The sequence below is a fragment of the Sinorhizobium sp. CB7 genome (assembly GCF_041357635.1).
GTDB lineage: Bacteria > Pseudomonadota > Alphaproteobacteria > Rhizobiales > Rhizobiaceae > Rhizobium.
Map to the genome: position 1 here is coordinate 16581 of NZ_JAULLL010000024.1, position 24344 is coordinate 40924.

General features: G+C 59.7%; 20 protein-coding genes and 2 pseudogenes. 17 read left to right on the forward strand and 5 right to left on the reverse strand.

Features of this window, described 5'->3' with window-relative positions; all coding sequences use genetic code 11:
• The first annotated feature begins 120 nt into the window (after nt 1-120).
• The 4 genes from AAE029_RS31505 (at nt 121) to AAE029_RS31520 (ending at nt 4473) form a co-directional block, all read left to right on the forward strand.
• Entirely contained in the window at nt 121-618 is a 498-nt protein-coding gene (locus AAE029_RS31505; protein ID WP_371076867.1) for a (2Fe-2S)-binding protein, read from the forward strand.
• On the forward strand, nt 615-1673 hold the full coding sequence (locus tag AAE029_RS31510; protein WP_371076868.1) for a xanthine dehydrogenase family protein subunit M: 1059 nt from the start codon (nt 615-617) through the stop codon (nt 1671-1673). Before AAE029_RS31505 ends, AAE029_RS31510 begins: the two co-directional genes overlap by 4 nt.
• Nucleotides 1663-3918, forward strand: a complete 2256-nt coding sequence (locus AAE029_RS31515; protein WP_371076869.1) for a xanthine dehydrogenase family protein molybdopterin-binding subunit — start codon at nt 1663-1665, stop codon at nt 3916-3918. Before AAE029_RS31510 ends, AAE029_RS31515 begins: the two co-directional genes overlap by 11 nt.
• Nucleotides 3919-4266: 348 nt before the next feature.
• Complete coding sequence (locus tag AAE029_RS31520; RefSeq protein ID WP_371076870.1) at nt 4267-4473, forward strand: hypothetical protein; 207 nt, start codon at nt 4267-4269, stop codon at nt 4471-4473.
• 208 nt (nt 4474-4681) lie between these two features.
• On the opposite strand, the pseudogene AAE029_RS31525 reads toward AAE029_RS31520, so the two are convergent.
• Nucleotides 4682-4892 (reverse strand): annotated as a pseudogene (locus AAE029_RS31525) (LysR family transcriptional regulator); the annotation flags it as partial.
• Nucleotides 4893-5052: 160 nt separating this feature from the next.
• Between AAE029_RS31525 and AAE029_RS31530 the strand changes: the two are divergent.
• The 3 genes from AAE029_RS31530 to AAE029_RS31540 all read left to right on the forward strand — a co-directional run bounded on the left by AAE029_RS31530 (nt 5053) and on the right by AAE029_RS31540 (nt 8843).
• Nucleotides 5053-5361: a hypothetical protein gene (locus tag AAE029_RS31530; RefSeq protein ID WP_371076871.1), complete on the forward strand. Its 309-nt coding sequence runs from the start codon at nt 5053-5055 to the stop codon at nt 5359-5361.
• A gap of 258 nt (nt 5362-5619) precedes the next feature.
• A complete protein-coding gene (locus AAE029_RS31535; protein WP_371076872.1) occupies nt 5620-6918 on the forward strand; it encodes an MFS transporter in 1299 nt (432 codons plus the stop codon).
• Between the two features lie 170 nt (nt 6919-7088).
• A complete protein-coding gene (locus tag AAE029_RS31540; protein WP_371076873.1) occupies nt 7089-8843 on the forward strand; it encodes a cellulase family glycosylhydrolase in 1755 nt (584 codons plus the stop codon).
• A 13-nt stretch (nt 8844-8856) separates the two neighbouring features.
• Here AAE029_RS31540 and greA read toward each other — a convergent pair whose 3' ends face one another.
• Nucleotides 8857-9339, reverse strand: a complete 483-nt coding sequence (gene greA / locus AAE029_RS31545) for a transcription elongation factor GreA (protein ID WP_371076874.1) — start codon at nt 9337-9339, stop codon at nt 8857-8859.
• 164 nt (nt 9340-9503) lie between these two features.
• Nucleotides 9504-10418, reverse strand: a complete 915-nt coding sequence (locus AAE029_RS31550) for a LysR substrate-binding domain-containing protein (protein WP_371076875.1) — start codon at nt 10416-10418, stop codon at nt 9504-9506.
• A gap of 181 nt (nt 10419-10599) precedes the next feature.
• Here AAE029_RS31550 and dctA point away from each other — a divergent pair, with 181 nt between their 5' ends.
• The 4 genes from dctA to AAE029_RS31570 all read left to right on the forward strand — a co-directional run bounded on the left by dctA (nt 10600) and on the right by AAE029_RS31570 (nt 15792).
• The gene (dctA, locus tag AAE029_RS31555) at nt 10600-11907 is read left to right on the forward strand and encodes a C4-dicarboxylate transporter DctA (RefSeq protein WP_371076876.1); all 1308 of its coding nucleotides are present in this window, start codon (nt 10600-10602) and stop codon (nt 11905-11907) included.
• Between the two features lie 39 nt (nt 11908-11946).
• Entirely contained in the window at nt 11947-13110 is a 1164-nt protein-coding gene (locus tag AAE029_RS31560; RefSeq protein ID WP_371076877.1) for a mandelate racemase/muconate lactonizing enzyme family protein, read from the forward strand.
• Nucleotides 13111-13237: 127 nt separating this feature from the next.
• The gene (locus tag AAE029_RS31565; RefSeq protein ID WP_371076878.1) at nt 13238-15631 is read left to right on the forward strand and encodes an AMP-binding protein; all 2394 of its coding nucleotides are present in this window, start codon (nt 13238-13240) and stop codon (nt 15629-15631) included.
• A complete protein-coding gene (locus tag AAE029_RS31570; protein WP_371076879.1) occupies nt 15631-15792 on the forward strand; it encodes a hypothetical protein in 162 nt (53 codons plus the stop codon). The genes AAE029_RS31565 and AAE029_RS31570 overlap by 1 nt, the downstream gene beginning before the upstream one ends.
• A 71-nt stretch (nt 15793-15863) precedes the next feature.
• On the opposite strand, the pseudogene AAE029_RS31575 reads toward AAE029_RS31570, so the two are convergent.
• A pseudogene (locus AAE029_RS31575) lies at nt 15864-15959 on the reverse strand (LysR family transcriptional regulator); the annotation flags it as partial.
• A gap of 300 nt (nt 15960-16259) precedes the next feature.
• Between AAE029_RS31575 and AAE029_RS31580 the strand changes: the two are divergent.
• The 4 genes from AAE029_RS31580 (at nt 16260) to AAE029_RS31595 (ending at nt 20715) form a co-directional block, all read left to right on the forward strand.
• Nucleotides 16260-17753, forward strand: coding sequence for a DegQ family serine endoprotease (locus AAE029_RS31580; protein ID WP_371076880.1), 1494 nt, complete (start codon nt 16260-16262; stop codon nt 17751-17753).
• A 713-nt stretch (nt 17754-18466) separates the two neighbouring features.
• Nucleotides 18467-18700 (forward strand): hypothetical protein, encoded by a 234-nt coding sequence (locus AAE029_RS31585; RefSeq protein ID WP_371076881.1) that lies wholly within the window; start codon nt 18467-18469, stop codon nt 18698-18700.
• 149 nt (nt 18701-18849) lie between these two features.
• The gene (locus AAE029_RS31590) at nt 18850-19827 is read left to right on the forward strand and encodes a LysR family transcriptional regulator (protein WP_371076948.1); all 978 of its coding nucleotides are present in this window, start codon (nt 18850-18852) and stop codon (nt 19825-19827) included.
• A 78-nt stretch (nt 19828-19905) separates the two neighbouring features.
• Nucleotides 19906-20715, forward strand: a complete 810-nt coding sequence (locus AAE029_RS31595) for a Ku protein (RefSeq protein ID WP_371076882.1) — start codon at nt 19906-19908, stop codon at nt 20713-20715.
• A 316-nt stretch (nt 20716-21031) separates the two neighbouring features.
• Here the strand turns inward: AAE029_RS31595 and AAE029_RS31600 are convergent, their stop codons facing one another.
• Nucleotides 21032-21838 (reverse strand): hypothetical protein, encoded by an 807-nt coding sequence (locus AAE029_RS31600; protein WP_371076883.1) that lies wholly within the window; start codon nt 21836-21838, stop codon nt 21032-21034.
• A gap of 449 nt (nt 21839-22287) precedes the next feature.
• On the opposite strand from AAE029_RS31600, the gene AAE029_RS31605 reads away from it, so the two are divergent.
• Both AAE029_RS31605 and AAE029_RS31610 read left to right on the forward strand, forming a co-directional pair.
• The gene (locus AAE029_RS31605; protein WP_371076884.1) at nt 22288-23688 is read left to right on the forward strand and encodes a sensor histidine kinase; all 1401 of its coding nucleotides are present in this window, start codon (nt 22288-22290) and stop codon (nt 23686-23688) included.
• On the forward strand, nt 23685-24338 hold the full coding sequence (locus AAE029_RS31610) for a response regulator (protein ID WP_371076885.1): 654 nt from the start codon (nt 23685-23687) through the stop codon (nt 24336-24338). Before AAE029_RS31605 ends, AAE029_RS31610 begins: the two co-directional genes overlap by 4 nt.
• Nucleotides 24339-24344 lie beyond the last annotated feature (6 nt).

Genomic DNA, 24344 nt, shown 5'->3' on the forward strand with positions numbered 1-24344 from the left:
AAGAATAGGCGTTTTCGGTCAAGGCGGCGAGTCAACCGCCTCAACCTTTTCCTTGACTGCATCCTCGCCGCCGTTCGGCGGTTCCGATCCATACATCACTATCACTGAATGGAGTACCAGATGTCACTCTCCATCAGCCTCACCATCAATGGTCAGCCGCGCACAATCGCGCTCGACGACCCGCGAGTGACGCTGCTCGACCTCCTGCGCGAGCGGCTTGAGCTTACGGGAACGAAGAAAGGTTGCGACCGGGGCCAGTGCGGAGCCTGCACCGTGCTTGTCGATGGACGGCGTATCAATTCCTGCCTCTTGCTTGCCGCAAGCCTTCACGGGGCCAAGATCACCACGATCGAGGGACTTGCGAATCGCGATGCGCTACATCCGGTTCAGACGGCGTTCATCGAATGCGACGGCTTCCAGTGCGGCTATTGCACACCGGGCCAGATCATGAGCGCGGTTGGTCTCATATCCGAGGGCCATGCCGGCGATGATCCGGAGCGCGTCCGCGAACTCATGAGTGGAAACATCTGTCGATGCGGCGCCTACCAGGGCATCACCGAAGCCGTACTGGTTGCACAGAGAACACTGGCCGAGGAGAATGGGAGGGACGCGGCATGAACCGTTTCGACTATATTCGTCCGACGAGCCTCGCCGAAGCCCTGGCCGCCAAGGCCAGGCCCGGATCGGCTTATCTTGCCGGCGGAACCAATCTGCTCGATCTGATGAAGATAGGAGTCTCGCAGCCAGGACACCTGATCGACATTTCGCAGCTGCCCGGCCTCGACCGTATCGAATGGCTGGAAGACGGCAGCGTGCGCGTCGGTGCCATGGTCCGCAACTCGGACCTTGCCTATAACTCCCGCTTCGCCAAGACCTTTCCCGCAATCGCCGAAGCCCTCCTCTCCGGCGCATCCGCCCAGCTGCGCAATGCCGCGACTGTCGGCGGCAACCTGATGCAGCGCACACGCTGCGCCTATTTCCAGGATACGGCCAGTGCCTGCAATCGTCGTGTGCCGGGCTCCGGCTGCGATGCAATCCACGGCGAAAACCGTCTGCACGCAGTCCTTGGCTGGAGCGAATCCTGCATCGCGACCCACCCATCAGACTTCTGCGTGCCATTGACTGCACTTGATGCCGTGGTCGAGGTGGAGGGGATTGAGGGCCGACGGGAAATCCCGGTGGAAGCTTTCCACACCCTGCCCGGCGAGAGGCCGCAGAAGGACACCATGCTTGCCACAGACGAACTGATCGTCAGCCTCCGCATTCCCGCGGAGGCCGCAGCCTTCGCCAGCAATGCGCGCTATCTCAAACTTCGCGAGCGCACCTCCTATGCCTTTGCGGTGGTTTCGGCTGGCGCAATGCTGGAACTCAAGGACGGCATCATTAACCAGGCTCGGCTCGCGCTTGGGGCAGTCGCTGCGACGCCGTGGCGTGCCCGCGAGGCGGAAGCGTCTCTTGCTGGCACCAAGCCTAGCACGGAAGCCTTCACAACGGCGGCGGCGCTCGCGCTTGCGGGGGCAAAGCCATCCGGTGACAACGCCTTCAAGATCGAATTGGCGCGCCGCATCGTCGTGCGGGCGCTCACCCTTGCATCGGAGGGAACGCCGGAAGTCATGCCTGCCCTGCCGGCCTCACCCTTCTCGACAATCTCGGGAGCGAGCCATGTCGCCTGAACCCACAATTATGAAGAATACCCGCTACGGCTCGAATACCGGCCAGCCACTGACGCGCCGCGACGGGGTGCTCAAGGTCACTGGCCGTGCCACCTATGCGGCCGACAATCATCGGCAAGGACTGCTCTATGCCGTCACCGCAGTGAGCAAGATCGCCCGCGGCCGGGTGACCTCGCTCGACGTCGAGGCGGCCAAGGCCCATCCAGGCGTCGTTGAGGTGCTGACGCCAGAAAACCGGCCGCCGCTTTCCCATGATCCGGACGAGAAAATGCCACCCTTCGGCTTCCGCGTCGAAGTGCTGCAGGACGACAGCGTGCGTTATGTCCACCAGCCAATCGCTATGGTGATCGCGGAGACGTTGGAGGCAGCGACCGAGGGGGCGGTACTGCTCAACCCGCAATACGAGGTGGAAGGCGCCCGCATCGACTTCGATGATGGAGAACACTACGATCCCCCGGCAGTCGGCGTCGGCTCGCCGCCAAGCACCATCCATGGCGATCTGGAGGCGGGCTTTGCCAGCGCTGCTCGCATCATGGAGGCTGACTACACCACGTCGGCACAATACCACAACGCGATGGAGCCGCATGCGGTGGTCGCCGAATGGGATGGCGACCGCGTAACACTCGACATGCCCAACCAGGCACTGGCACTGAGTTGCGTCTCCTATGCCGCCTATTTCGGCATTCCTGCCGAAAACGTGACGATCCGCTCGCCCTTCCTCGGCGGCGGTTTCGGTTCGAAGGCGATCCTCAACGGCCCGCAGATCCTGGCGATCCTGGCTGCCCGCATGCTGAAGCGCCCGGTCAAGCTCGCGCTCACCCGCACCCAAATGTATGGCCCTGTCGGGCATCGTGGGCGCACCTGGCAGAAGCTGCGCCTCGGTTTAGATGACGATGGGCGCCTGACTGCACTTCACCATCGGACGATTGCCTCTACCTCCTCATTCGACGACTTCCTCGAACCTGCGGCCAATGCGTCCCTGCCGCTCTATGCGAGCCCTGCCATTCTCGTCGAGCACAAGGGCTTGCGGCTCGACGTCGGCACGCCTGGGCCGATGCGGGCGCCCGGCCTGGCGTCCGGATCGGCGGCGCTGGAGGTGGCCATGGATGAAGCCGCCGAAATCTGCGGCATGGACCCGCTGGAGTTCCGCCTGGCAAACTATGCCGAGACCGAACCCGGTTCCGGCAAGCCCTTCTCATCCAAGGCATTGCGTGAATGCTACGCCGAGGGCGCCAAGCGCTTCGGCTGGTCCCGCCGACCCCTTCAGCCCGGCCAGATGCGCGACGAGAATGGGTTCCTCATCGGCTGGGGTATGGGCACGGCGGTCTTCCATTGTCCACATTTCCCAGCCGAGGCACGCGTAACGCTGCGCGCCGACGGAACCGCGCTGGTGGAAACGGCCGGCGCCGACATGGGCCAGGGCGCCTGGACGGTTCTTGCCCAGATCGCCGCCGAAGCACTCGGCCTTGATCCGGATCAGGTCGAATTGCACTCTGGCCTTTCGACGCTTCCCGACGGTGGTATAGCCGGCGGTTCGGGGCATACCGCAAGCGCCGGGCTCGCGATCAACAATGCCGGTCGGGACGCAATAGACAAGCTGGCGGAACTTGCCATGAACGATCCTGCGTCTGCGCTCTTCGGCGCTGGCAATATCGGCGTGGTGGCATACGGCGGAAGACTTCATCGTCGTGACGACGCGAGCCGTAGCGAAAGCTATGCCGAGATCCTCACCCGCGCTGGTCAAGCGGACGTCGTCGGGACGGCTAAAACCGCCCGCGATCCCGCAGCCGCGTCCGCCCATGCCATGTTTTCGCACGGCGCTGTCTTTGCCGAGGTAAAGATTGATCCCGATCTCGGCCAGATACGCGCGACACGTCTGGTCGGCGCCTTCGCCGCCGGCCGCATCGTCAATCCCCGGCTCGTCCGCAGCCAGTATTTCGGCGGCATGATCTGGGGGACCTCGTTCGCGTTGCATGAAGAGGCAATCACCGACCGTCGAACCGGCCGGATCATGAACGCCGACCTTGCCGAATATCACGTTCCGGTTAACGCCGACGTGCCTTCTCTGGATGCAATTTTGATCCCGGAGGACGACCCGTTCGTCAATCCGATCGGTGTAAAAGGTGTGGGCGAGATTGGCATTACGGGAACGGTTGGCGCCATCACAAATGCCGTTTGGCATGCGACAGGGGTGCGAGTGCGGCGCTTCCCGGTTCGCATCGAGGACATCGTCGTCAATCGGTAACTGGCTTACGAAAGAGATCGGCGGACCTCGAGGTTCCGCCGGTCATCGTTTCCCAATGCCCCCAGATGCTCCGGATCGGCGAATAATTGCCACTCGGTATGTTCATCCGAAGCCAACGCCGAACCAAGTGGAGCAGCGACGGAGTGTCGTGCTAGTTGTAGGCGACATTGCTCCTCATTTCCGTGGGGGCACTGAGTCAATAAAATTCCGGCGCGGAATTAGGTAGTTAGGTCGTTAGCACCTTTAAGCGTGTCAAAGTTTATTTTCGAACAAGAAACATTAGACTAAAGTTATATATTCCGAGGTCAGCCCCTCGGTAAAAATTTGAGTTTTATGGGAGGAAAGAGAATGTCGCACAGAGTAGCCGTGCATAAACGCGCGTTATCTTCAAACGACCTAAAGATGCTGGACGGTTTGCTCAAGGAATGGTGCGACAGTCGCCACTGTGACGTCTTGAATATGGAGGCTCAGGAGGCTGCTCGCGAGCTGGTGATGTGGTTTGAATTCGGCGTCGATAGACCGCATCAGCTGCGGGAGCTGCTTTCAAGCCTTTGATGGAATGCTCGTCTGGTATCAATGGGGAACTCGGTGTCGGCTGCTGATTTCAGCAGCCGACATGTTTTATGGGTGACCGGGACGTCCGGAAAAAGCACTGCATCCGCCCTGACGTCGGCCATATTCAACAGCGTCGCCATCGCCGGAAGCGACGGCAGATTTTCGCGTTATCTAAAAGGCCAACCGTCAGGCTTCGCGGAATTGCGGCCCTCCCCGGCCGTACAAGCGACCTTGCGAGATCGATGACGTCGTTGCGCGGGGCGGTTGGATCTTCCTTATTCCAAGCGACCCCCACGCCCCTCGCTTGCTTGAGCTCGAAGCCGCGGTTTGGCAGCTCGCGCGTCCATTCCGACACGAGACCAGCGAGACGAGCGAAGCGTATCGTCGCAGCTACAGGCGACGTTGCCTGAAAGATCATGCGTTGCGATTGCCACCTCATCACAGCGCCATTGGAACTCATTCGCTTGATGCCTCTAGCGTTTTATTTCAACAATGAGTAGAGGTTTCATCCATTACGCCTTCTGATCGACTCATCGGGTCGCTCTTATTGTTTTGTTTCTTTGCCGCTGGGGGCCGCAAATGACCAGATTGATGTTCGCTGTTGTTGCAGCGATGATGCTGACCGCGTGCCATACAAAGACCGTCGAGGAGATGAGCTATTCCGAGCGTAAGGCATTAGCTGCGGAAATAGCCAAGCGTTGCTATGCACAAGGCGTCAAACCAGGCTCGTCCGAGTATGAGGCTTGTTCCACGGTGGAAGTTCAGCGAGAAGTAGCCACGCGGCGCCGAGAGGCAGCATGGGAAGATGCTGCGACGGCCGCTGCAGCGGGCGCTGACCGTGGTCCTAGAACCTGCCAGAACTTTAGTGGAAACGTGGTTTGCTTCTGACCAGGCCGCCTTCCAGAGCGCGCCTCAACGGCCGTGCCTGCAGTGATCTCCGGTTTCGGCCACGCGTGGTGATAAGCAACGTCAGGCAGGCCACGCAATAATTGCATAAATCCCGAGCGCTCCGATTTTTCCCTCAGACGAGACCTTCGCCGCGACAACCAGCGCCACGATGCGGCCATCTTCCTTCACTTTTGATTGATTTCCATTCTGGTGCGCTATCTGCACGTTTGCTCACTTTATCTTACAGGAGGAAATTGAGTGGTTGTCGAGAAACAACTCATTTCGAAAATCACGTGGCGGCTGATGCCATTTTTAGGTGTGCTTTATCTCATCGCATACATAGACCGGCAGAATGTCAGTTTTGCCAAACTTGATATGGTCGGGGCGCTCGGTATGAGCGAGTACGCCTACGGCCTGGGCGCATCGCTCTTTTTCATCGGCTACTTTATTTTTGAGGTTCCCAGCAATCTTTTCCTCGACAGGTTCGGCGCCAGCAAATGGTTTGCGCGCATCCTGATCTCGTGGGGCCTTGTAACGATTGCTTTGGCTTACACGCAAAATGCCACCATGTTCTATATTCTCCGCTTTCTGCTTGGTGCCTGTGAGGCGGGGTTCTTTCCTGGGGTCCTTTATCTTCTCACGCTCTGGTATCCAGCGGCCTATCGCGGGACGATGGTCGGGCTCTTTATGATCTTCAGCGCGATCGCCAATGCTGTTGGCGCCCCGCTCGGAGGAATGCTCCTGGACCTCGACGGCCTGTACGGGATTGCTGGCTGGCAATGGGTTTTCCTCGTGACCGGTGTTCCAGCCGTTCTCGCAGGCATCGTAACTTTGTTCTACTTGTCGGACCGTCCCGACACCGCGCATTTCCTTACCGACGAGGAGAAGGCGTGGCTAAAGAAAAGGCTGGCTGCAGAAAATGCCGGCATGGATCAGCATTCGGACAGCGGGTTTCGCGCGCTCATCAATCCGCGTGTCTTGCTGATGGCACTTTGCTATATCGGATTTCCGCTCGCCGCTTATGGACTGAGTTATTGGTTGCCCACAATCGTTAAAGGTTTCGGCGTCAGCAACACGACAAACGGCTTTCTGAACATCATACCGTGGGTGCTCGTCGCAATCGCTCTCTATGCGGTTCCGGCTGTTGCCGACAAAGCCGCTTCAAAGACGCCGTTCATCGTCATTCCCGCCTTGACCGGTGCGGTGTGCCTGGTCCTTTCGGCAATCATTCCCAACCACGTGCTGCAGTTCGCCTTCTTATGCGTAGCGGCTGCAGGTATTTTCGCAGGTCAGCCCGTGTTCTGGAGTTTGCCATCGCGTTTCCTGCAGGGAGCGGGTGCCGCCGCAGGACTTGCAGCGATCAACTCTGTCGGGAATCTCGGAGGTTTCATCGCGCAGAACGTTGTGCCTTGGATCAAGGATACCACCGGGAGCACAATCGCACCGATGTTCTTCCTTGCGGCCTGCCTTGCTGCAGCAGGTCTTCTGGTGCTGGTGGTCGGGCAGTTGCTGGGCCGAACGTCCACGTCACGTGACCATGGCACGGTGAGACCATAAACCAACTAGAGCCGCTTCGCGTTTGGGGGCGGCTCTTGGCCACAGAGGCCCCGCCGATTGCGGATCTTGGTCGATATTTCCCTTGATGCCCAAGCTTTTGCTCAAGATCGATCTCGGCCTTACTTTGCCCACGTCCGGCAGCCACAGTTGCGAAAACAATGAAAGCGTCGATGAAGAGCCCTACGCTTGCCTTTGCTGCTCTGGTGGCCATTGCTTTGACGATCAGCCTTTCGCGTGAGGCCCGCGCGCAAGGATTCGTTCACGCCGATCATCAGCAAATCGTCGATGGCGACGGCAAGCCTCTAATCCTGCGCGGTATCGGACTGGGCGGATGGATGGTCCAGGAAGGCTATATGCTGACTATTCCCGACCTGGGCTCCCAGCGCGTCATCCGCAGCCGCATTTCCAAGATCATCGGCGCCCGGAAGACGGAGCAGTTCTATCGTGCGTGGCGGGACAATGCCGTCACGAGAGCCGATATCGACGCCATGGCCGGCTGGGGCTTCAATAGCGTGCGCCTGCCAATGCACTGGAACCTGTTCATCAAGGATGTGCCAGGCAAGGGTGGCCACGACAAAGTCGTCTGGAACGACGAGGGCTTTCGGAGGGTCGACGCTCTGATCGGCTGGCTGAAGGCAAATCACATGGTCCTGATCCTCGATTTGCATGCCGCGCCTGGCGGCCAGGGAAATGACCTGGCTATTTCCGACCGGGACTCAGCAAGGCCGTCTCTATGGGACAGTGCCGACAACCAGGCGAAGATGATCGCGCTCTGGACCGAGATTGCTCGGCGCTACAAGGATGAGCCGACGATTGCAGGTTATGATCTCCTCAACGAACCGAACTGGGGCTTTCAGGACAAGGCCGACATCCATGGCTGCCGCGAAACCGGCAACATCCCAATGCGGGAGCTCTACGAACGCACCATCCGGGCGATACGCGCAGTGGACCGCAACCATATGCTGATCATCGAAGGCAATTGCTGGGGCAATAACTATGCCGGTCTGCTGCCTGTGGCCGACCGCAACACGACACTTAGTTTCCACAAATACTGGACCGATACGACGCAGCAGGCGATCGAGCCGTTCCTTAAGCTGCGTGCGCAATATGACATGCCGCTGTGGAACGGCGAGACGGGAGAGAACTCCAACGACTGGTATGCCCGCGCCATCGAACTGGCAGAGAAGAACAATATCGGCTGGTCCATGTGGCCGCTGAAAAAGATCGGGATCAGCAATCCGCTCGAAATTGTCGCTGGTGACGAATACCGAAGTCTCGCCAGCTATCTGCGGGGGCAAGGCAAGAAACCCACGGCTGATGTTGCTTTCGCCGGGCTGATGCAACTGGCTCGCGCCAGCCGGTTCGACAGGAACGTCCAGCACCCCGACGTGATCGATGCCCTGTTTCGCGCCTCACACAGTAACGATCCCATTCCTTTCAAGGAACACAGGATCACCAGCACGGGAGGTGTGATCGCAGCGGTCGACTATGACCTCGGTAAGGAAGGCTTCGCCTATCACCACATCAGATCCGACGATGCCGATCTTTCGCACGGCGGGGCGCTTAGCGAAGATAAAAAGCGTGCGGTCTACCGGAACGACCCCGTTGAGATTGCACAATCGGGCGACGATTATTGGCTCAGCCACATCAAGCCGGGCGAATGGCTGCGCTACAGCTTCGATTCGGACGGTGCCTATACCTTCCCTCTCATCCTTCGCACGCGCGGAACCGGCACTCTGAGCGTGGCGCTCAACGGGCACGCGGAACAGACCGTTTCAGTCGATACGAGGGATTGGTCGGAGGCAACCACCCTGCCGCAGCAATTCCTCAAAGGCCGCAATGTCCTCATCGTCAAATCAATCGCCGGCGCTCCTGATGTTTCGAGCCTGAAGTTCAGGCAGCAAGACGAAGACCGAGATCAATAGCGAGATGGACACTCTATGCGATGGCAATGATCTCGAGCTCTTGACCGCTTATGCTGACGACATCCCCAATGGCTTTGCCCATCAAGCCCTTTGCTACCGGGGATACGAAGGAAATCGATCCTGCCTTGGGATCAGCTTCGTCCTCTCCCACGATACGATATTTCTGCACGCGTCCATCGTCACGGCTGAAGGTAACTGTGCTTCCAAAGGCAACGGTGTCAAATGAAGCAGGGTCAGGCATAAGCTGAGCCGAGCGAACCCTTGCCGCAAAGTAGCGCATGTCACGAAAGGGGTTGGCTGCTTGCCGCCGTCGCTCATTCACGTCTTCGATTGCGCTTGCAGCATCGTAGGCTTCGCGAGCTTGTCGGAGCTGCGATTCCAGAGCCTTCAATCCCGCTTCCGTAACAAGGTTCGGGTGAGGTGAAATTGGTCTCTCAGGCAGAACGGTTTCCGAAGCAGTTTCGGCACTTTCTTCCTTGATGAAGGCAACGCTCAATCTCAAACTCCGTTTAGTGCGCTCTTGCAGCGCATCGGGCGTAAGCCCTAAGTTTGCCAGAATCGGGTATGGGGTGACAATGGACGAACCGACAAATCGACCCATCGATAACAGACAGGCCCATCGTATCATTGAAAATCGCACGACCCTCTCAATGTAACCGCTCACCGGACCGCGCTGCGGGCCGCGGCCCAGAATTTTTCTGCAAGTTCGGTCATTCTGCTTCGAGGGCGCACCAGTACGATCTTGACGTCGACGGCCCATTCCGAAGACCCTGCTATGGCGAGGCGTCCTTCGGCGCCGAGCTCATCGCTCGCGAGACTGCGGGGTATCCATGCCACACCTTTTCCCTCGGTTGCCAAGGCTCTCAGAGCCATCGCCAGATGCGAGGTGAAAACGGTATGGTGTCGAAGCTTTTCGGCCATATGGTTGAACAACGTCGAAGCGAGGATTCGCCCCATGCCGGAGGTCTCTTCGAAGGCCAGAAGCGGGATGGACGTGTCTGGCTCCGCCGGTACGACGTGGAGCGCTTTGCCCGATTGGTCTCTGCCCGACACGGGAATCAGCTGGTCCGACGCAAGTTCGAGGTACAGGAAATCGGCATCAGCCAGTCGATTCCTGCTATCGGGGTGATAATGGCAAAGCAGGAATTGCGCCTTGCCTTCAAGCATCAGCCTCTCGCACTCGCTCATGTGGTCCGACAGAAGCCGAATGGGGATGCTTTGCGAGCTTCTGGTCAGCCGCTCCATCCAACCGGGAAAAAAGGTGAAAGACAGCGCGTGGGTGGCAGCGAAAGTCAATGTCGTCGTTGCGAATCTGAGTTGATCAAGCTCGCTGCGGGCGAGCTCCAGGCGACGGATGACGTCCTGAGCTGCGCCAAGCATGATTTCACCGGCTGGTGTCAGCTTGAGCCTGTGCGTTGAGCGGTCTACGAGTTTTTCCCCTGCCCACCTCTCAAGTGACTTGATACGCCTGCCAAAGGCAGGTTGCGTCACATGGCGATTTTCAGCGGCTCGGGAGAAGTTGAGACACTCTGCCAATGCCTTGAGATCCGCAAGCCAATTGCTGTCAAGATTCATGAACTCTGCCTTCTTCGGGAAGGTGGAAGGTACTTTCTGTGCCTCGGCATCCGTCGGGTGCACTTAGAACGGTTATGCCGAAACGGCATCAATAGCACTCGTTCCGGCATTGGAACTACCGCTTCCAGCATCCCTACCTTGAGCTGATGAGAGTCACAGTTGGCACGGAGGGAGGAGCCCAATGTCCAGACGTCTTCTAGGGCAGCTTTACATCCAGGTGCTGATCGGGATCGCAATCGGCATTGTACTGGCGTTGTTGTCGCCCTCCTTCGCAACGAAGCTGCAACCCATCGCCGATGGGTTCATCAAACTCATCAAGATGCTCCTGGCGCCGATTATCTTTGGCACCGTCGTACTTGGCATTGCCAAGATGGGCGATCTCAAGGAAGTCGGAAAGATAGGCGCACGTGCGCTGATCTACTTCGAGATCGTTTCGACGCTGGCACTTATTCTCGGCCTCGTGGTCGTCAATGTCATGCAGCCCGGCGCAGGGATGAACATCGACGCCAGCGCGATCGACGCGAGTTCCATTAAGACTTATCAGCAGACCGCGCTCCATCAGGGCGGATTTGTGGAATTCGTGATGAATATCATCCCGACGACGATGGTCGATGCCTTCGCCCAGGGCGCAATGCTGCAGGTCATCTTCATCGCCGTGCTGATGGGCGTGGCGCTGGTGCAGATCCGTGAAAGAGCAGCGCCTCTCATCGCGGTGCTCGACTCCTTCATGCAGGCAGTGTTCCGCATCGTTGCCATGGTCATGCGGCTGGCACCACTGGGCGCCGGCGCCGGCGTCGCCTACACCGTCGGCAAATATGGCATTGCTTCGCTTTGGTCGCTCGGGCATCTGATGCTTGCCGTGTATCTGACCTCGGTCCTGTTCGTCGTGATCGTGCTTGGAACTGTGGCCAGATGGTCCGGCTTCCCGCTGATGCATTTCTTCCGTTATTTCAAGGACGAGCTTCTCATCGTGCTCGCCACCTGTTCGACCGAAGCCGTCCTGCCGCAAATGATGACAAAGCTGGAAAGGCTCGGCTGCCGCCAATCCGTGGTCGGCCTGGTGCTGCCGACCGGCTACACCTTCAATACCGACGGCACATGCATTTACCTGACCATGGCCGCCGTTTTCATCGCCCAGGCCACCAATACGCCGCTCGGCATCGGCGAGCAGCTCGTCATTCTTGCCGTACTTCTGCTGACGTCGAAGGGCTCGGCCGGCGTTGCCGGAGCAGGCTTCGTGACGCTCGCCGCCACTTTGTCCAGCTTCCACTCCATCCCGGTCGCCGGTCTCGTCCTGCTGCTCGGCGTCGATCGCTTCATGAACGAGGCGCGCGCCGTCGTGAACCTGATCGGAAACGGCGTTGCGACGATCGCAATCGCCAAGTGGGAAGGCGCCCTCGACATGAACCGTGTCAAGGCCGTCATCGCCGAGCAGCGAGGCGAACGGCCGCGGAACATCACCTCATCGAACGCCACAATGCAGCCGTGATAAACCGCCTCATCACTCAACCCTAAAACGGAGAATGACATGCGCATCGTTGACGTATGCGAAGTGACCAAACCGATCGCCTCGCCTATCCGCAACGCCTATATCGACTTCAGCAAGATGACCGCCAGCCTCGTGGCGGTCGTCACCGATGTCGTTCGGGACGGTCGTCGCGTCGTCGGTTACGGCTTCAACTCGAACGGTCGGTACGGCCAGGGCGGGCTGATCCGCGAGCGCTTCAAGGACCGCATCCTGGAAGCGAGCCCCGAAAGCCTGATGAATGATGCCGGCACCAACCTCGACCCGTTCAAGATCTGGGCGACCATGATGAAGAACGAAAAGCCCGGCGGGCATGGGGAGCGTTCGGTTGCGGTCGGTACGATCGACATGGCCATATGGGATGCGGTGGCGAAGATCGAAGGCAAGCCGCTGTTCCGCCTGCTGGCGGAGATGAAAGGCAGGCAGGCCAACCCCAAGGTTTTCGTGTATGCCGCCGGCGGCTACTACTATCCCGGCAAGGACAACAGCGCCCTGCGTGCCGAGATGCGCGGCTATCTCGAGCGCGGCTACAACGTCGTCAAGATGAAGATCGGCGGCGCCTCGATCGACGAGGACAGAGGCCGCATCGAATCGGTCCTGGAGGAGATCGGTTCGCAGGCGCAACTCGCCGTCGATGCCAACGGCCGCTTCGACCTGGAAACCGGCATCGCCTATGCAAAGATGCTGCGCGATTATCCGCTCTTCTGGTACGAGGAGATCGGCGATCCCCTCGATTACGCCCTTCAGGCTGCGATCTCCGAATTCTACGATGCGCCGATGGCAACCGGCGAGAACCTGTTCTCCCATCAGGATGCCCGCAATCTGCTGCGCTATGGCGGCATGCGTGCGGACCGCGACTACCTGCAATTCGATTGCGCCCTCTCCTACGGGCTGGTCGAATATCTGCGCACGCTGGATGTGCTGCGGCAGTTCGGCTGGTCGCCGTCGCGATGCATTCCACATGGCGGACACCAGATGTCCCTCAACATTGCAGCCGGCCTCGGTCTCGGGGGCAATGAAAGCTATCCCGACCTTTTCCAACCCTATGGCGGCTTTCCGGATGGCGTGAAGGTCGAGGATGGCCACATCATAATGCCGGAACTGCCGGGCATCGGGTTCGAGGGCAAGTCGGACCTGATCAAGGTCATGCGCGATCTGGCAGAATAAGCATTAATGGCAGGCATACGAGCGACTGCCCTCGCTGCACCGACGCTAATTTCTTGACATGTTGTCATGTTAATTTAAGGGCGATCGCCGAACATTCTGGCGTAACTCGGTCGGGAAAGCCTGCGTTATGTCCCTGCCATTCATCGACGCGCTCGAAAGCTGGGGCGACAGGCCCGCATTCGTCTTTGCCGGCCGCAGCGCATTGACTTACTGGGAGCTTGCCGAGCGCATCAGCCGCCACGCCCGCGATTTCGGAAAAGGCCGCAAACTGATCGGCATCGAGGCAGGGACTTGCGAACACGCCATTGTCTCGTATCTTGCGGCGCTGAAGGCCGGTCATGCCGTCGCTTTGCTGCCGCCGTTCGAACCAGCCCTGGCCGACCAGTTTCGCCGGGATTTTGCACCCGATATCATCTGCCGTTTCGTAGACGGGCGCTGGCGTCGCGACGAGAACCGCGAAGCGTCCGCAACGCCGATGCATCCCGATCTTGCGCTCCTGCTGTCGACTTCCGGCTCCACCGGTATCAGTAAGAGCGTCCGTTTGTCGGCCAACGCCATTGCCTCGAATGCTGCGGCCATCGCCTATTACCTCGACCTTCGTGCCGAGGATCGCGGAGCGCTCGTTCTGCCGCTCCACTATTCCTACGGGCTCTCGGTGCTCAATGCACATCTCACGGTCGGCGCCAGCCTCTTCATCCCAGGAGGTTCGATCCTCGACGCAGAGTTCGCCGCCGATCTCGCCCGTCAAGGCGTGACGAACTTGCCGGGCGTGCCCTTCAGCTTTGAGCTTTTCGAACGTATCGGCCTGCGCGACTCCGAATTGCCGGCGCTTCGTTTCATGACAGTCGCAGGTGGACGACTTGAACCGACGCTTGTATCGCGCTACCGCGATTTTCTAGAGCGCAGAGGCGGGCGCTTCTTCGTCATGTACGGGCAGACGGAGGCGACCGCCCGGATTGCCTATGTCCCACCGCAAAAGCTTGCCGGCCATGAGGATTGCATCGGCATCGCCGTTCCGGGAGGCAGGCTTTCGCTGGTTGACGACAGTGGCCGCGAAATTGAGGGCACGGATGGGGTCGGCGAGCTCACCTATGCCGGTCCCAACGTGATGATGGGCTACGCGACGGGCCGGGACGATCTCGCGCTTGGGCATATCGTTGAGAGCCTACGCACCGGAGACCTCGCCGAACGGACAAGCGACGGCCTGTTTCGCATCGTCGGTCGCCTCAGTCGGATCTCGAAGATCGCCGGCCTGCGCATTGCTCACGATGCGCTGGAACAGGCGCTGGGACGTGAAGGAATCGAAGCGGTTGTTACCGGCGACGATCACAGAGTGACAGCTTTTTTTCGGGGCGGGCAGACCGAGGCGGATATTCGTAAATGTCTGGCAGCGTTGAGTGGGCTGACGTTGCTGCATGTCGAGGCGCGCCGGCTTGCGCAATTTCCCCGCCTTTCGAATGGCAAGATCGATCATCAGGCACTGCTCAGGTTCGCTCCGACGGCCAAACCCCCGGTGCCGGGCGTACGAGACACCTTTCGCCGTGCGTTCTTCCCGACTTCGGTTCGCGATACAGACACATTCCAGTTGCTCGGCGGGGATTCGTTGCGGTTCGTGGAACTGTCGCTGAGCCTTGAGCGCCATCTGGGTAGCCTGCCGCAAGGATGGGAGACAAGAAGCATTGCGGACCTGGCAGCGCTCGCGCCGGAACGATCGACCTTCCGGCGCGTGGGGATCGAGATCCCACTTCGGTCAATCGCCATTTTGCTGGTTGTCGTTTACCATGAGATGCTTTGGCCCATTGCGGGCGGTTCAGCGCTGATGCTGGCGTTGGTTGGGTTCTCGCTTGCCCGCTTTCAGACCGACGCTTTTGTGCGCCGCGATTGGCATGCACTGATGCGGCCACTGGCCTACGTTCTCTTGCCCTATGCGTTGATCGTTGCGGGCTATTCCCTGGCCTGGGAAACAATTCCTTGGGCATCGGTGTTCCTAATTGGAAATTTCGGTTTTGCCGATCCGGTACACCACAATATGCTGCCTTATCTTTATTGGTTCGTGGAACTCTATGCACAGGCGTTGCTTCTCTTCGTGGGCCTGTCGTTTCTGCCAAAGGCGCGAGAGGCCGTCGAGCGGGCACCATTTCACGCCGGTTTGGCCTTCCTCGCGGTTGCACTTGCCCTGCGGTTTGTCGTTCCGCCGTTTCTCGATATGGGTAACCGGCAAAACTTTACGCTATACTGGAATCTGCAGATCGTTGCTTTCGGCTGGTGCGCCCATCACGCAACGACGCATCGCCGCAAACGCCTTCTTACCGTGCTTGCCGTTGCTGTCTTTGGATACCTTGGGTTCTTCAATGCGGTCTGGATCGGAACGACAATAAAATATGCCATCGTGCTCGTCGGTGTTCTTGCACTGACGTTTATCGAAACCGTGTCGCTGCCGCGTACCATTGCTGGCTGGATCGTGCCCATCGCGGCAGCCAGCTACCACATCTATCTCTTTCACAGGCGCCGGAGGTGCTGATGGTGCCGCTCTATGGCTCCAGCATTCCTCCCCTGCTTTTCCACATCGTCGCCATCGTCGGAGGTTTAGCTGCCGGTTTCCTGGCATGGATCGCGCAGCGCCTGTTTATTCGCCGCCTGGCGGATATTCGGGCGGCAGACCCGCAGTTTGGCTACATCTGATCCGGCGCCGCCCATTGTCCGGCGTTATGCTGTCCGCTGTTTGACCGGCAAGCTTCCGCGTGCCACCATCCTCATCCGGGCCGTGCCAGCGATCTGGCGATATCGATGACGTCGTCTCGCGAGGCGGGCGGGCTCTCCTTGTTCTTGGCGACACCAAGCCAGATGCGGAGCCTAGCAACATGACGTCGAGTGAAAACACTGGCGCACTCCGAGCGGCCATCTCAGCATTTAGATCAGTGAAATGCTTACTTTTTTGCAATGAAACGGTAATCAACATTTAATTTGAAAGAAGGTCTTGAGCGGATCATATATTTCTCGACGGCAATTCTTGGAAGCCGATAGTATCCGCCGCATCACCTCGTCGATATTCGGCTCGCTTGAAAGAATTGGCGCCCCATCCGCACGACGCCCAAGTTCCTCCGGAACCACGACGCCGCAACCCACCGTTTTCGCAGAGACAATTCGCCATGCCGAAAATTCTTTCAAAGCACCGGTCCGCAGCGCTCGTCGGAGCAGCCATCATCGCTGGCGCTGCCTGCCTGCCGTTTGTGATAAACACCACGACCGCCACAGCCGCGCCGGCCGCAATCGCGGGTCCGCTCGTCACCGGCGGTTCGTTCGCGCCGATCGTCGATGCCGACAAGCCTGCCGTCGTCACCATCACCTCAATGATGAAAACCACTGACACCAGCGACCAGCAATCGCCGATGGACGAACAGTTCCGCAAGTTCTTCGAACAGCAGGGCATTCCGTTCCCGCGTCAGGCGCCTCAGCAAAACAGCCAGCGCGCCATGGCGCTCGGATCCGGCTTCATCATCAGCCCGGACGGTACGATCGTCACCAACAATCATGTCATCGACAACGCCATCGATATCAAGGTGACACTGGACGACGGCACCGAACTGCCGGCAAAGCTCGTTGGTACCGATCCGAAGTCCGACATCGCGGTCCTAAAGGTCCAGGCGCCAAAGCCGCTCCCCACCATCGCCTGGGGCGATTCCGACAAGCTGAAGCTTGGCGACCAAATCCTTGCCATCGGCAACCCGTTCGGCATCGGCACGACAGTGACGGCGGGCATCGTTTCGGCCCGTGGCCGCGATCTGCACAGCGGTCCCTATGACGATTTCATCCAGATCGATGCGCCGATCAACCACGGCAATTCCGGCGGTCCCCTCGTCGACAGCAGCGGTAATGTCGTCGGCATCAACACCGCCATTTATTCCCCGAACGGAGGAAGCGTCGGAGTCGGCTTCGCGATCCCCTCCGACGAGGCGAAGGCGATCGTGGCCAAGCTCGAGAAGGACGGTTCGATCGAACACGGCTATCTCGGTGTACAGATCCAGCCGGTAACGCCTGATGTCGCCGATGCGCTCGGCCTCGGCAAGCCGGAAGGCGCGCTCGTTGCGGCCGTAACCGGCGGCACGCCTGCTGCCAACGCCGGTTTGAAGACCGGAGATATCATCACCGGAGTCGGCAATGAATCGGTGAAAAACCCAAAAGACTTGTCGCGGCTCGTCGCCGACCTGACGCCCGGCGCGCGGGAAGCGTTGACCGTCTGGCGTGACGGCAGGAGCGTCGACCTCAACGTCACGATCGGCGGCAACGACGAGAGCCAGAAGCAGGCTTCCGCCGCAAGCGACAGCAGCGAAAAGCAGTTTGCGGGCCCCAACATCGGTGTCGGACTCGCCGATCTGACGCCGGATGTGCGGGAAGAGCTCAGCCTGCCGCGTAGCGTTACCGGCGCGGTCGTGGCCAGCGTCAATCCTGACAGGTCGGCCGCGCAAGCAGGCATACAGACAGGCGACGTTATCGTGTCGGTCAATGACAGGCCCGTTCACAACGCCCGCGATGTCAAGACCGCCATTTCCGATGCGGCGAAGTCCGGCCGCAAGTCGGTGCTGCTGCTCGTCGAGCGCGGGGGCGACAAAACCTTCGTTGCCGTTCCCCTCAAGAGCGCCTGATCCGCAGGATCACCCTCAACGACGAGATAGGGCCATGGCGCCAAGCGCCATGGCCCTATCTTTTTGCCGCAAATGTTGCCATTGCACCGGCAACCACCGCAATTTTGGTTGAAATATTCGGAACGCCTTACATTCTGTGACGTTTATTTAAAGGATCGCGCGGCGGGAACGCCCCCTCCGTTTCCCGCGACGGGAGCCCTTCCGTCCAAGCGCCGCGATCCACGGGCCCCAACTGGCCTCGGCGATGCCGAGGCTTCTTCTTTCAGGAGAGTTGCAACGGCAGCCGCGGGGGCGCAGCGTGACCGCCCCCGCGCCGTCATTTCAGCCGCTGCATCGCAGGCGGGATGCCCGCGCTATCTTTCGGCCTGCCCCCTCCTTTACGCAATCTGCCCCGAAGGCTGGGTCGTAATGTGGCAAAGCAAGACAACTTTTATTTCAGTCTTTCCTAATTGTTGTGCAAACACCCGGGCTGCTTTTGCTGCATAATTCCGTCTCTAATGCTTTCGGGTGAATTGAAGCCAAACCCCATGTTAGTAACATAACATGTAACGCCGCGGGGGATGGAAAGGCCGCCGCACTGGAGGTTGCTAGTCGGGCAGCGGCGGCCTTTTTCCGCCCTTTGCGGCGAACCATCGTCACCATTGCGGGCAAGATCTTGCCCAATCCATTATGCCGCATTGACCTTTATATAAGGAATCACTCATGATGCTGTCATGAGTGACGTCCCCTCGCCATTCGTCTCGAAGGATGATCCCGACCGGCACATCCGTTGCCAGGATGCGCTGCAGTTCGTCTTTCGCGACATGATCGACCAGGCCGTTGCGGCCGGCTGGAGCGAGCGGGAGGCCATCGCCGCCATCGGCGAGCTTGCCCATAACCATACGCTGATGCTGGAGGCAACGGACGCGGCCGCCTCGCTTTTTGAGGTTCTGCGGAAACTGTCGTGAGCCGCTTGCTCGGCCGTCCCCTCGCCCTGCGTGCGGCGAGAGGACCACGGAGCCAATTTACCTGATCGGCATTCTCCGACATTCGCTCTGGCCGACCATCGAAAAAGCTGCGATAATCTCGATTGTAATCATCGACCATATGGATGGATATGCTTCCGAACCCCACTCTTGATCAATTGCAGGTCTTTCTTACCGTTGCCGAAACCGGCAGCTTTTCGGCGGCCTCGCGCGTGCTTAATCGTGCTCAGTCGGTCATCAGCTACACGATTGCAAACCTCGAGGCGCAGGTCGAAATGCCGCTCTTCGAGCGTGCCGGTGCGCGCCAGCCGAAGCTTACGGAAGCTGGCAAGGCGATGCTGGAGGATGCTCGTCGGATCGTTGCCAATCTGGAGATCATGCGGGCACGGGTCAAAAGCCTGAAGGACGGGCTGGAGGCCGAGGTGTCGGTCGCGATCAGCGTCATGGTTCCGTCCAGGGCGGTTGTCGACGTCCTGCGCGAATTCCGCGACCGCTTCCCTTCCGTGTCGCTGAACCTGACGGTCGGAGAGCTCGGCGTCATCATGGATCAGGTCCTGAATGGCGCCGCCACGATCGGCATTGGCGGAGCGCTTCTGAAGCAGGACGATTCCCTCATGGCCGAGCGCATCGGGCACTCCTTCATGATCCCCGTCGCGGCACCGAACCATCCGCTTGCCAAACTCGGCCGGTCGCTGACGCTGAATGATGTGCGCGAGGAGATCCAGCTCGTCGTCACCGACGCCTCAGGGATCACGAAAGGGCGGGATTTCAACGTCCTGTCCTACAGGACATGGCGCGTCAGCGACATCGCCACCAAGCACCAGCTCATCCGCGGCGGCCTCGGCTGGGGCGGACTGCCGGCAACCGTCGTCCGCGAGGATCTCGCCGCCGGACGCCTGGTCCATCTCGACCTCGACGCCTACGAACAGGGCGAATATCCAGTCTTCGCCATCCGTAAAGTCGCCAATCCTCCGGGGCCTGCGGTGCGCTGGCTGATCGATGCCTTCCGCTCCAGGCTTTCGCAGTGCCCCGGCCAGGCCGACTTCGCTGCCTCGCTTGCCGCGCTCGCTGCGCCCGAGCGGGAAATCCCCGCCGAAGCCGCCGAGTAGGCGCAGAAGCGGTCCGAGGAAGGTCGCGGAACATTCCGTCGGTTTTTTCGTTTATTTCGGCTCTGGAGGGAAAATCTCATGGCGCCACGCGCGTTCTGGAAGGGATATTTAAAGCTGTCTCTCGTGACCTGCCCGGTCGCGATGCAGCCGGCAACGAGCGAAAACGAGAAGGTGCGCTTCCATACCCTCAACCGCAAGACGAGCAATCGCCTGGTCAGCCGCTATGTCGACTCCGTCACCGGCCAGGCCGTGGATGAGGATGACGAGGTCAAGGGCTATCAGCGCGGCGAAGACGATTATGTCCTGCTCGAGGACGAAGAACTCGATTCCGTGGCGCTCGACAGCACCCGCACCATCGACATCGAAACCTTCGTGCCGAAAGACAGCATCGGCTGGATCTACCTGGAAAAGCCGCATTACCTGACGCCAGACGACCCGGTTGGCGAGGAGGCCTTCTCGGTCATCCGCGACGCCATGGAGGCGACCGGCATGGTCGGGATTGCGCGGCTGGTGCTCTATAGGCGCGAGCGCGCCGTCATGCTGGAGCCACGCGGCAGGGGCATTGTCCTCTGGACGCTGCGCTACGGCGAGGAGGTTCGCGGCGAGGAGGCCTATTTCTCCGGCATCAAATCGGAAAAGGTCGATCCTGGCCTGATGGAGCTGGTCTTTAAGCTGATCGAGGAACGCTCGAAGAAATGGGATCCCTCGATGGCCGCCGATCCCGTGCAGGACCGGCTCCTGGAAATCATCGCCGCAAAGCAGAAGGGCCGGAAGCGTCCGGCCAAGGCACGGGCCGAGGAGCCGGCCGCGCCGAGCAACGTCGTCAACATCATGGATGCGCTGAGACGTTCGGTGTCGCAGGAGAAGAACGCGCCGAAGAAGAAGTAGCGGCGGCTGGTCACGGACTGGGACTAGTGATCCGAAACCGCCGCCGCCGTTCGACAGGCGCGACTGCACGAAGGGAGACAGGCTGGCCGGGGGCGGCGGCTACAGCTTGACCTTCGTACCGAAGACACCTGCCGTCTGTTAGCGATTCCAGGAAAAGTGCAGTTTCCCGTTCGGAATCGCATAAAGGCAATAGGTCAGAGCGGTTATGCGCTTCCACGAAAAGCTGAACCGCTCCAGCCGGTTTCTTCAGGCATGGGCCTCTGCGGAGGCGACATACCGACAGAAAGTTTGGCCGGCACCGGGTGCCGGCTCGAAATCAGTTCGCCGGTTCGCTGACCGGTGCAGTCGTCTCCGTGGTGACCGTTACCGTCGTAGTCGTTTCCGTGGTCGTGCTTTCCGAGGTCGAACCCGACGATGGCTCCGGAAGCGTGTCGCGGATCTGGTCGATCTTGCCGAATGCCGGTCCCACGCCAAGAATATCTTTGGCTTTCGCCAGCGTATCGTCGGTCACGACTCCGCCCTTGGAGAAGCCCGCCAGCGCCTCGCGCAACGCCTCGTCGCTCAAGTCCGGGTCCGTCGGAACCGCATTCACTCCGAACTCGTTCTCGAACTCCGCATATTTCATGGCGTAGGCCGCAACGGCAGCCATGCGCGGATCGTTGGAATTCATGTAGGCGTGATAGTTGCGGTTCAGCGAACTGAGGCCCGCCATATCGGATTTAGCTGTCTTCACGCCCGCCGTCGCCGGCTCGCCTGCCTTAAGCGCCTTGTCCGTCCTGGTCGTCCTGCTCGACTTTTTGTCATGAGAGAAAAGCGATTCCGAGGTTCGCGTGTCTTTGGCGCTGCTTTTCGCACTTGTCTTGCCGGAACGGGCGCTATCCGACTTTCCGTGACTGGAAGTTGTGCCTCCGTGGCTTCCACCATTCCCACCGTTGCCGTTTCCTCCACCGTTACCGTTTCCTCCCCCGTTGCCGTTTCCACCCCCGTTGCCGCCGCCATTGCCACCGCCGTTTCCGTCCTTGGCGAAGGCAACGTCCGCTCCGCCCACCATGACGCTTGCGAGCGGTGCGACCGTAATGGCGAACGCCACAAGGCTTCCTCCGATAACTTTGGTAATGCGCATACAGGTCTCCTCGTTGAATGCCCCGGCAGCGGATCACCGCCAGCCGTGGACCAACCGTTTGATTTGACCCAACGATAGCCTGCGCAGCACCAGGGTTCCATGGTCCTCAGACCAATGCCGCAGCGGCTAGGACTTAGGTCCGATGGACGGATCCCAAAGGTCTGATAGACGGTCCCAAGATCGCTCGCCATTGACCGCTGCGACGGAGACGGTAGGTATATGCTAGGGTGTCCTGCGTTCACGTGGCATCGCTTGGACGCAGAAAGATGCTCTGGAATGAAAGGTCGGAGCGTCTTTCGTGTCGAACACGCCGCTCTGACAGCGATTCCATATGGAATCACGCAAAGAAAAAAGCTTAGAGCGGTTCCGCGCTTCCACGAAAAGCTGAATCGTTCTGGATTGAAAAACCATGCCGCCGTCGCGTTCGGCGGCCAATCGCGGGAATTCTGGTGCGCCGCCCCGATCTGATCTCACGATGGAATTCGCAGTCGCTCGCCAGGCAATTCCTGATAATCGGCGGCGTCGTCTCGATCGCGGCGATGCTCATGATCGGAGCTTTTGTAACAAGCCTGATCGAAGACGCCGTCACACGGAATTCGGCTGCAACGACTGCCCTTTATGTTGACAGCGTTATCGCGCCGCTCCTGCCTGACATGCAGACCACAGAGACCCTCGACGACACGGTTGCGCGGGCATTGGACGAGACACTCGGGCAAGGCGCGCTTGGAAATCGGCTGATGTCGTTCCGTTTGTGGCGCTCGGACGGAACCATTCTCTATTCGAACGACAAGAGCCTGGTCGGAAAGCAGTTCCCGCTCAACGAAGAACTGAAAACCGCCTTCGCCGGCAAAATGGCCGCCCAGTTCAACAAGCTCGACGATGTCGAAGACGAGACGGAGCGCCTCGCCGGAAAGCCTCTCCTGGAGATCTATAATCCTGTGCTGCAGCCATGGTCGGGACAGGTGGTTGCCGTTTCCGAGTTCTACGAAATTGCCAATGATTTCCAGCATAGCCTGAGCCAGGCCCGGCTTCATGCCTGGCTGGCGGTCGCCGCCTTTACCCTCGCCTTCTTTGCCATGCTTTCTGCTATTGTCCTGAGGGGGAGCCGCACCATCGAAAGTCAGCGTTACGCGCTGCGGCAGCGGATCGAGGATCTTTCCGCCCTGCTCGCGCAGAACGAAGCACTGCGGGAGCGTGTCCAGCGTGCGTCTCAGCGAGCAACGGCGCTGAATGAAAGCTATCTGCGGCGTATCGGCGCCGACCTTCATGACGGGCCGGCCCAGCTGATAGCCTACGCCTCGCTTCGCCTGGACAGCAAAGCCGTCATCAGCGCCTCAACGCCCACGGACATCCGCGAACAGGAGATCGCCGCCATCAAGACCAGCCTCGACGAGGCCATGCAGGAGATCCGGACGATTTGCGGCGGTCTCGTCCTGCCACAGATTGAGACCGCCAGCCTTGCTGAGATACTGGAGCGATGCGTTCGCGCCCATCAGCAGAGAACGGGGACGGATGTGGATCTGTCGATGTCGGCTCCGCCGGCGGGTCTTTCGCCCTCGGCGAAGATATGCATCTACCGCTTTGTGCAGGAGGCGCTGAACAACGGCTTCCGTCATGGCGGCGGCGCCGGACAGCGTGTCACGCAGCGCGTCCGAGGAAGGCAAGTCAGCATCGAGGTTGCAGACAGCGGACCGGGTTTTGATCCTGACGACGTGGGACCCGCAAGCCTTGGCCTTGCCGGTCTCAGGGAAAGGATAGAGAGTCTCGGCGGCACATTCGAGATCAGCTCTGCTGCGCCAGGCACGATCGTCAGAATGACACTTAACAGCGAGGAGACTGAACAGGCATGAGCACAGGGATACGTATCGCGGTAATCGACGATCATCCGCTGTTCAGGGAAGGCGTAACGAGAAGCCTGTCGGAGATCGATGGTTTTGAGATTGTTGCTGAAGGAGGCTCAAAGGACGACGCGCTCCGGATTGCCGAACACCTGCAGCCCGACGTCATGCTGATCGATATTTCCATGCCGGGCGGCGGACTGAACGCGCTTCGTCCGATTCTGGAACTCTCGCCGTCGCAAAAAATCGTCATGCTGACGGTTTCGGAGGCCAGCGACGATGTGACCGCGGCCTTGAGGAGCGGCGCGAAAGGCTACGTTCTGAAGGGTATCGGTTCCAGAGCGCTCGCGGACGTCGTACGCGCTGTGGCCGCCGGGGAGAGTTACGTCGCTCCGACGCTCTCCGCCAAGCTGCTCAGCAATCCGTCTGCGCCTGCTTCGGATGCCGACCCGATAGCAACGCTGACGACACGGGAGCACGACGTTCTGCAACTCGTGGGAACCGGGCTCAGCAACAAGGAAGTCGCAAGAAAGCTCGACCTTCACGAGAAGACGATCAAACACCACATGACCCAGATCATGGCGAAGCTCGGCGTCAGCAACAGGACCGAGGCTGCGATGGCGTTGCGCGATGCGATCGACCGAAAGCCGGCCAGGGATTGAATGGAT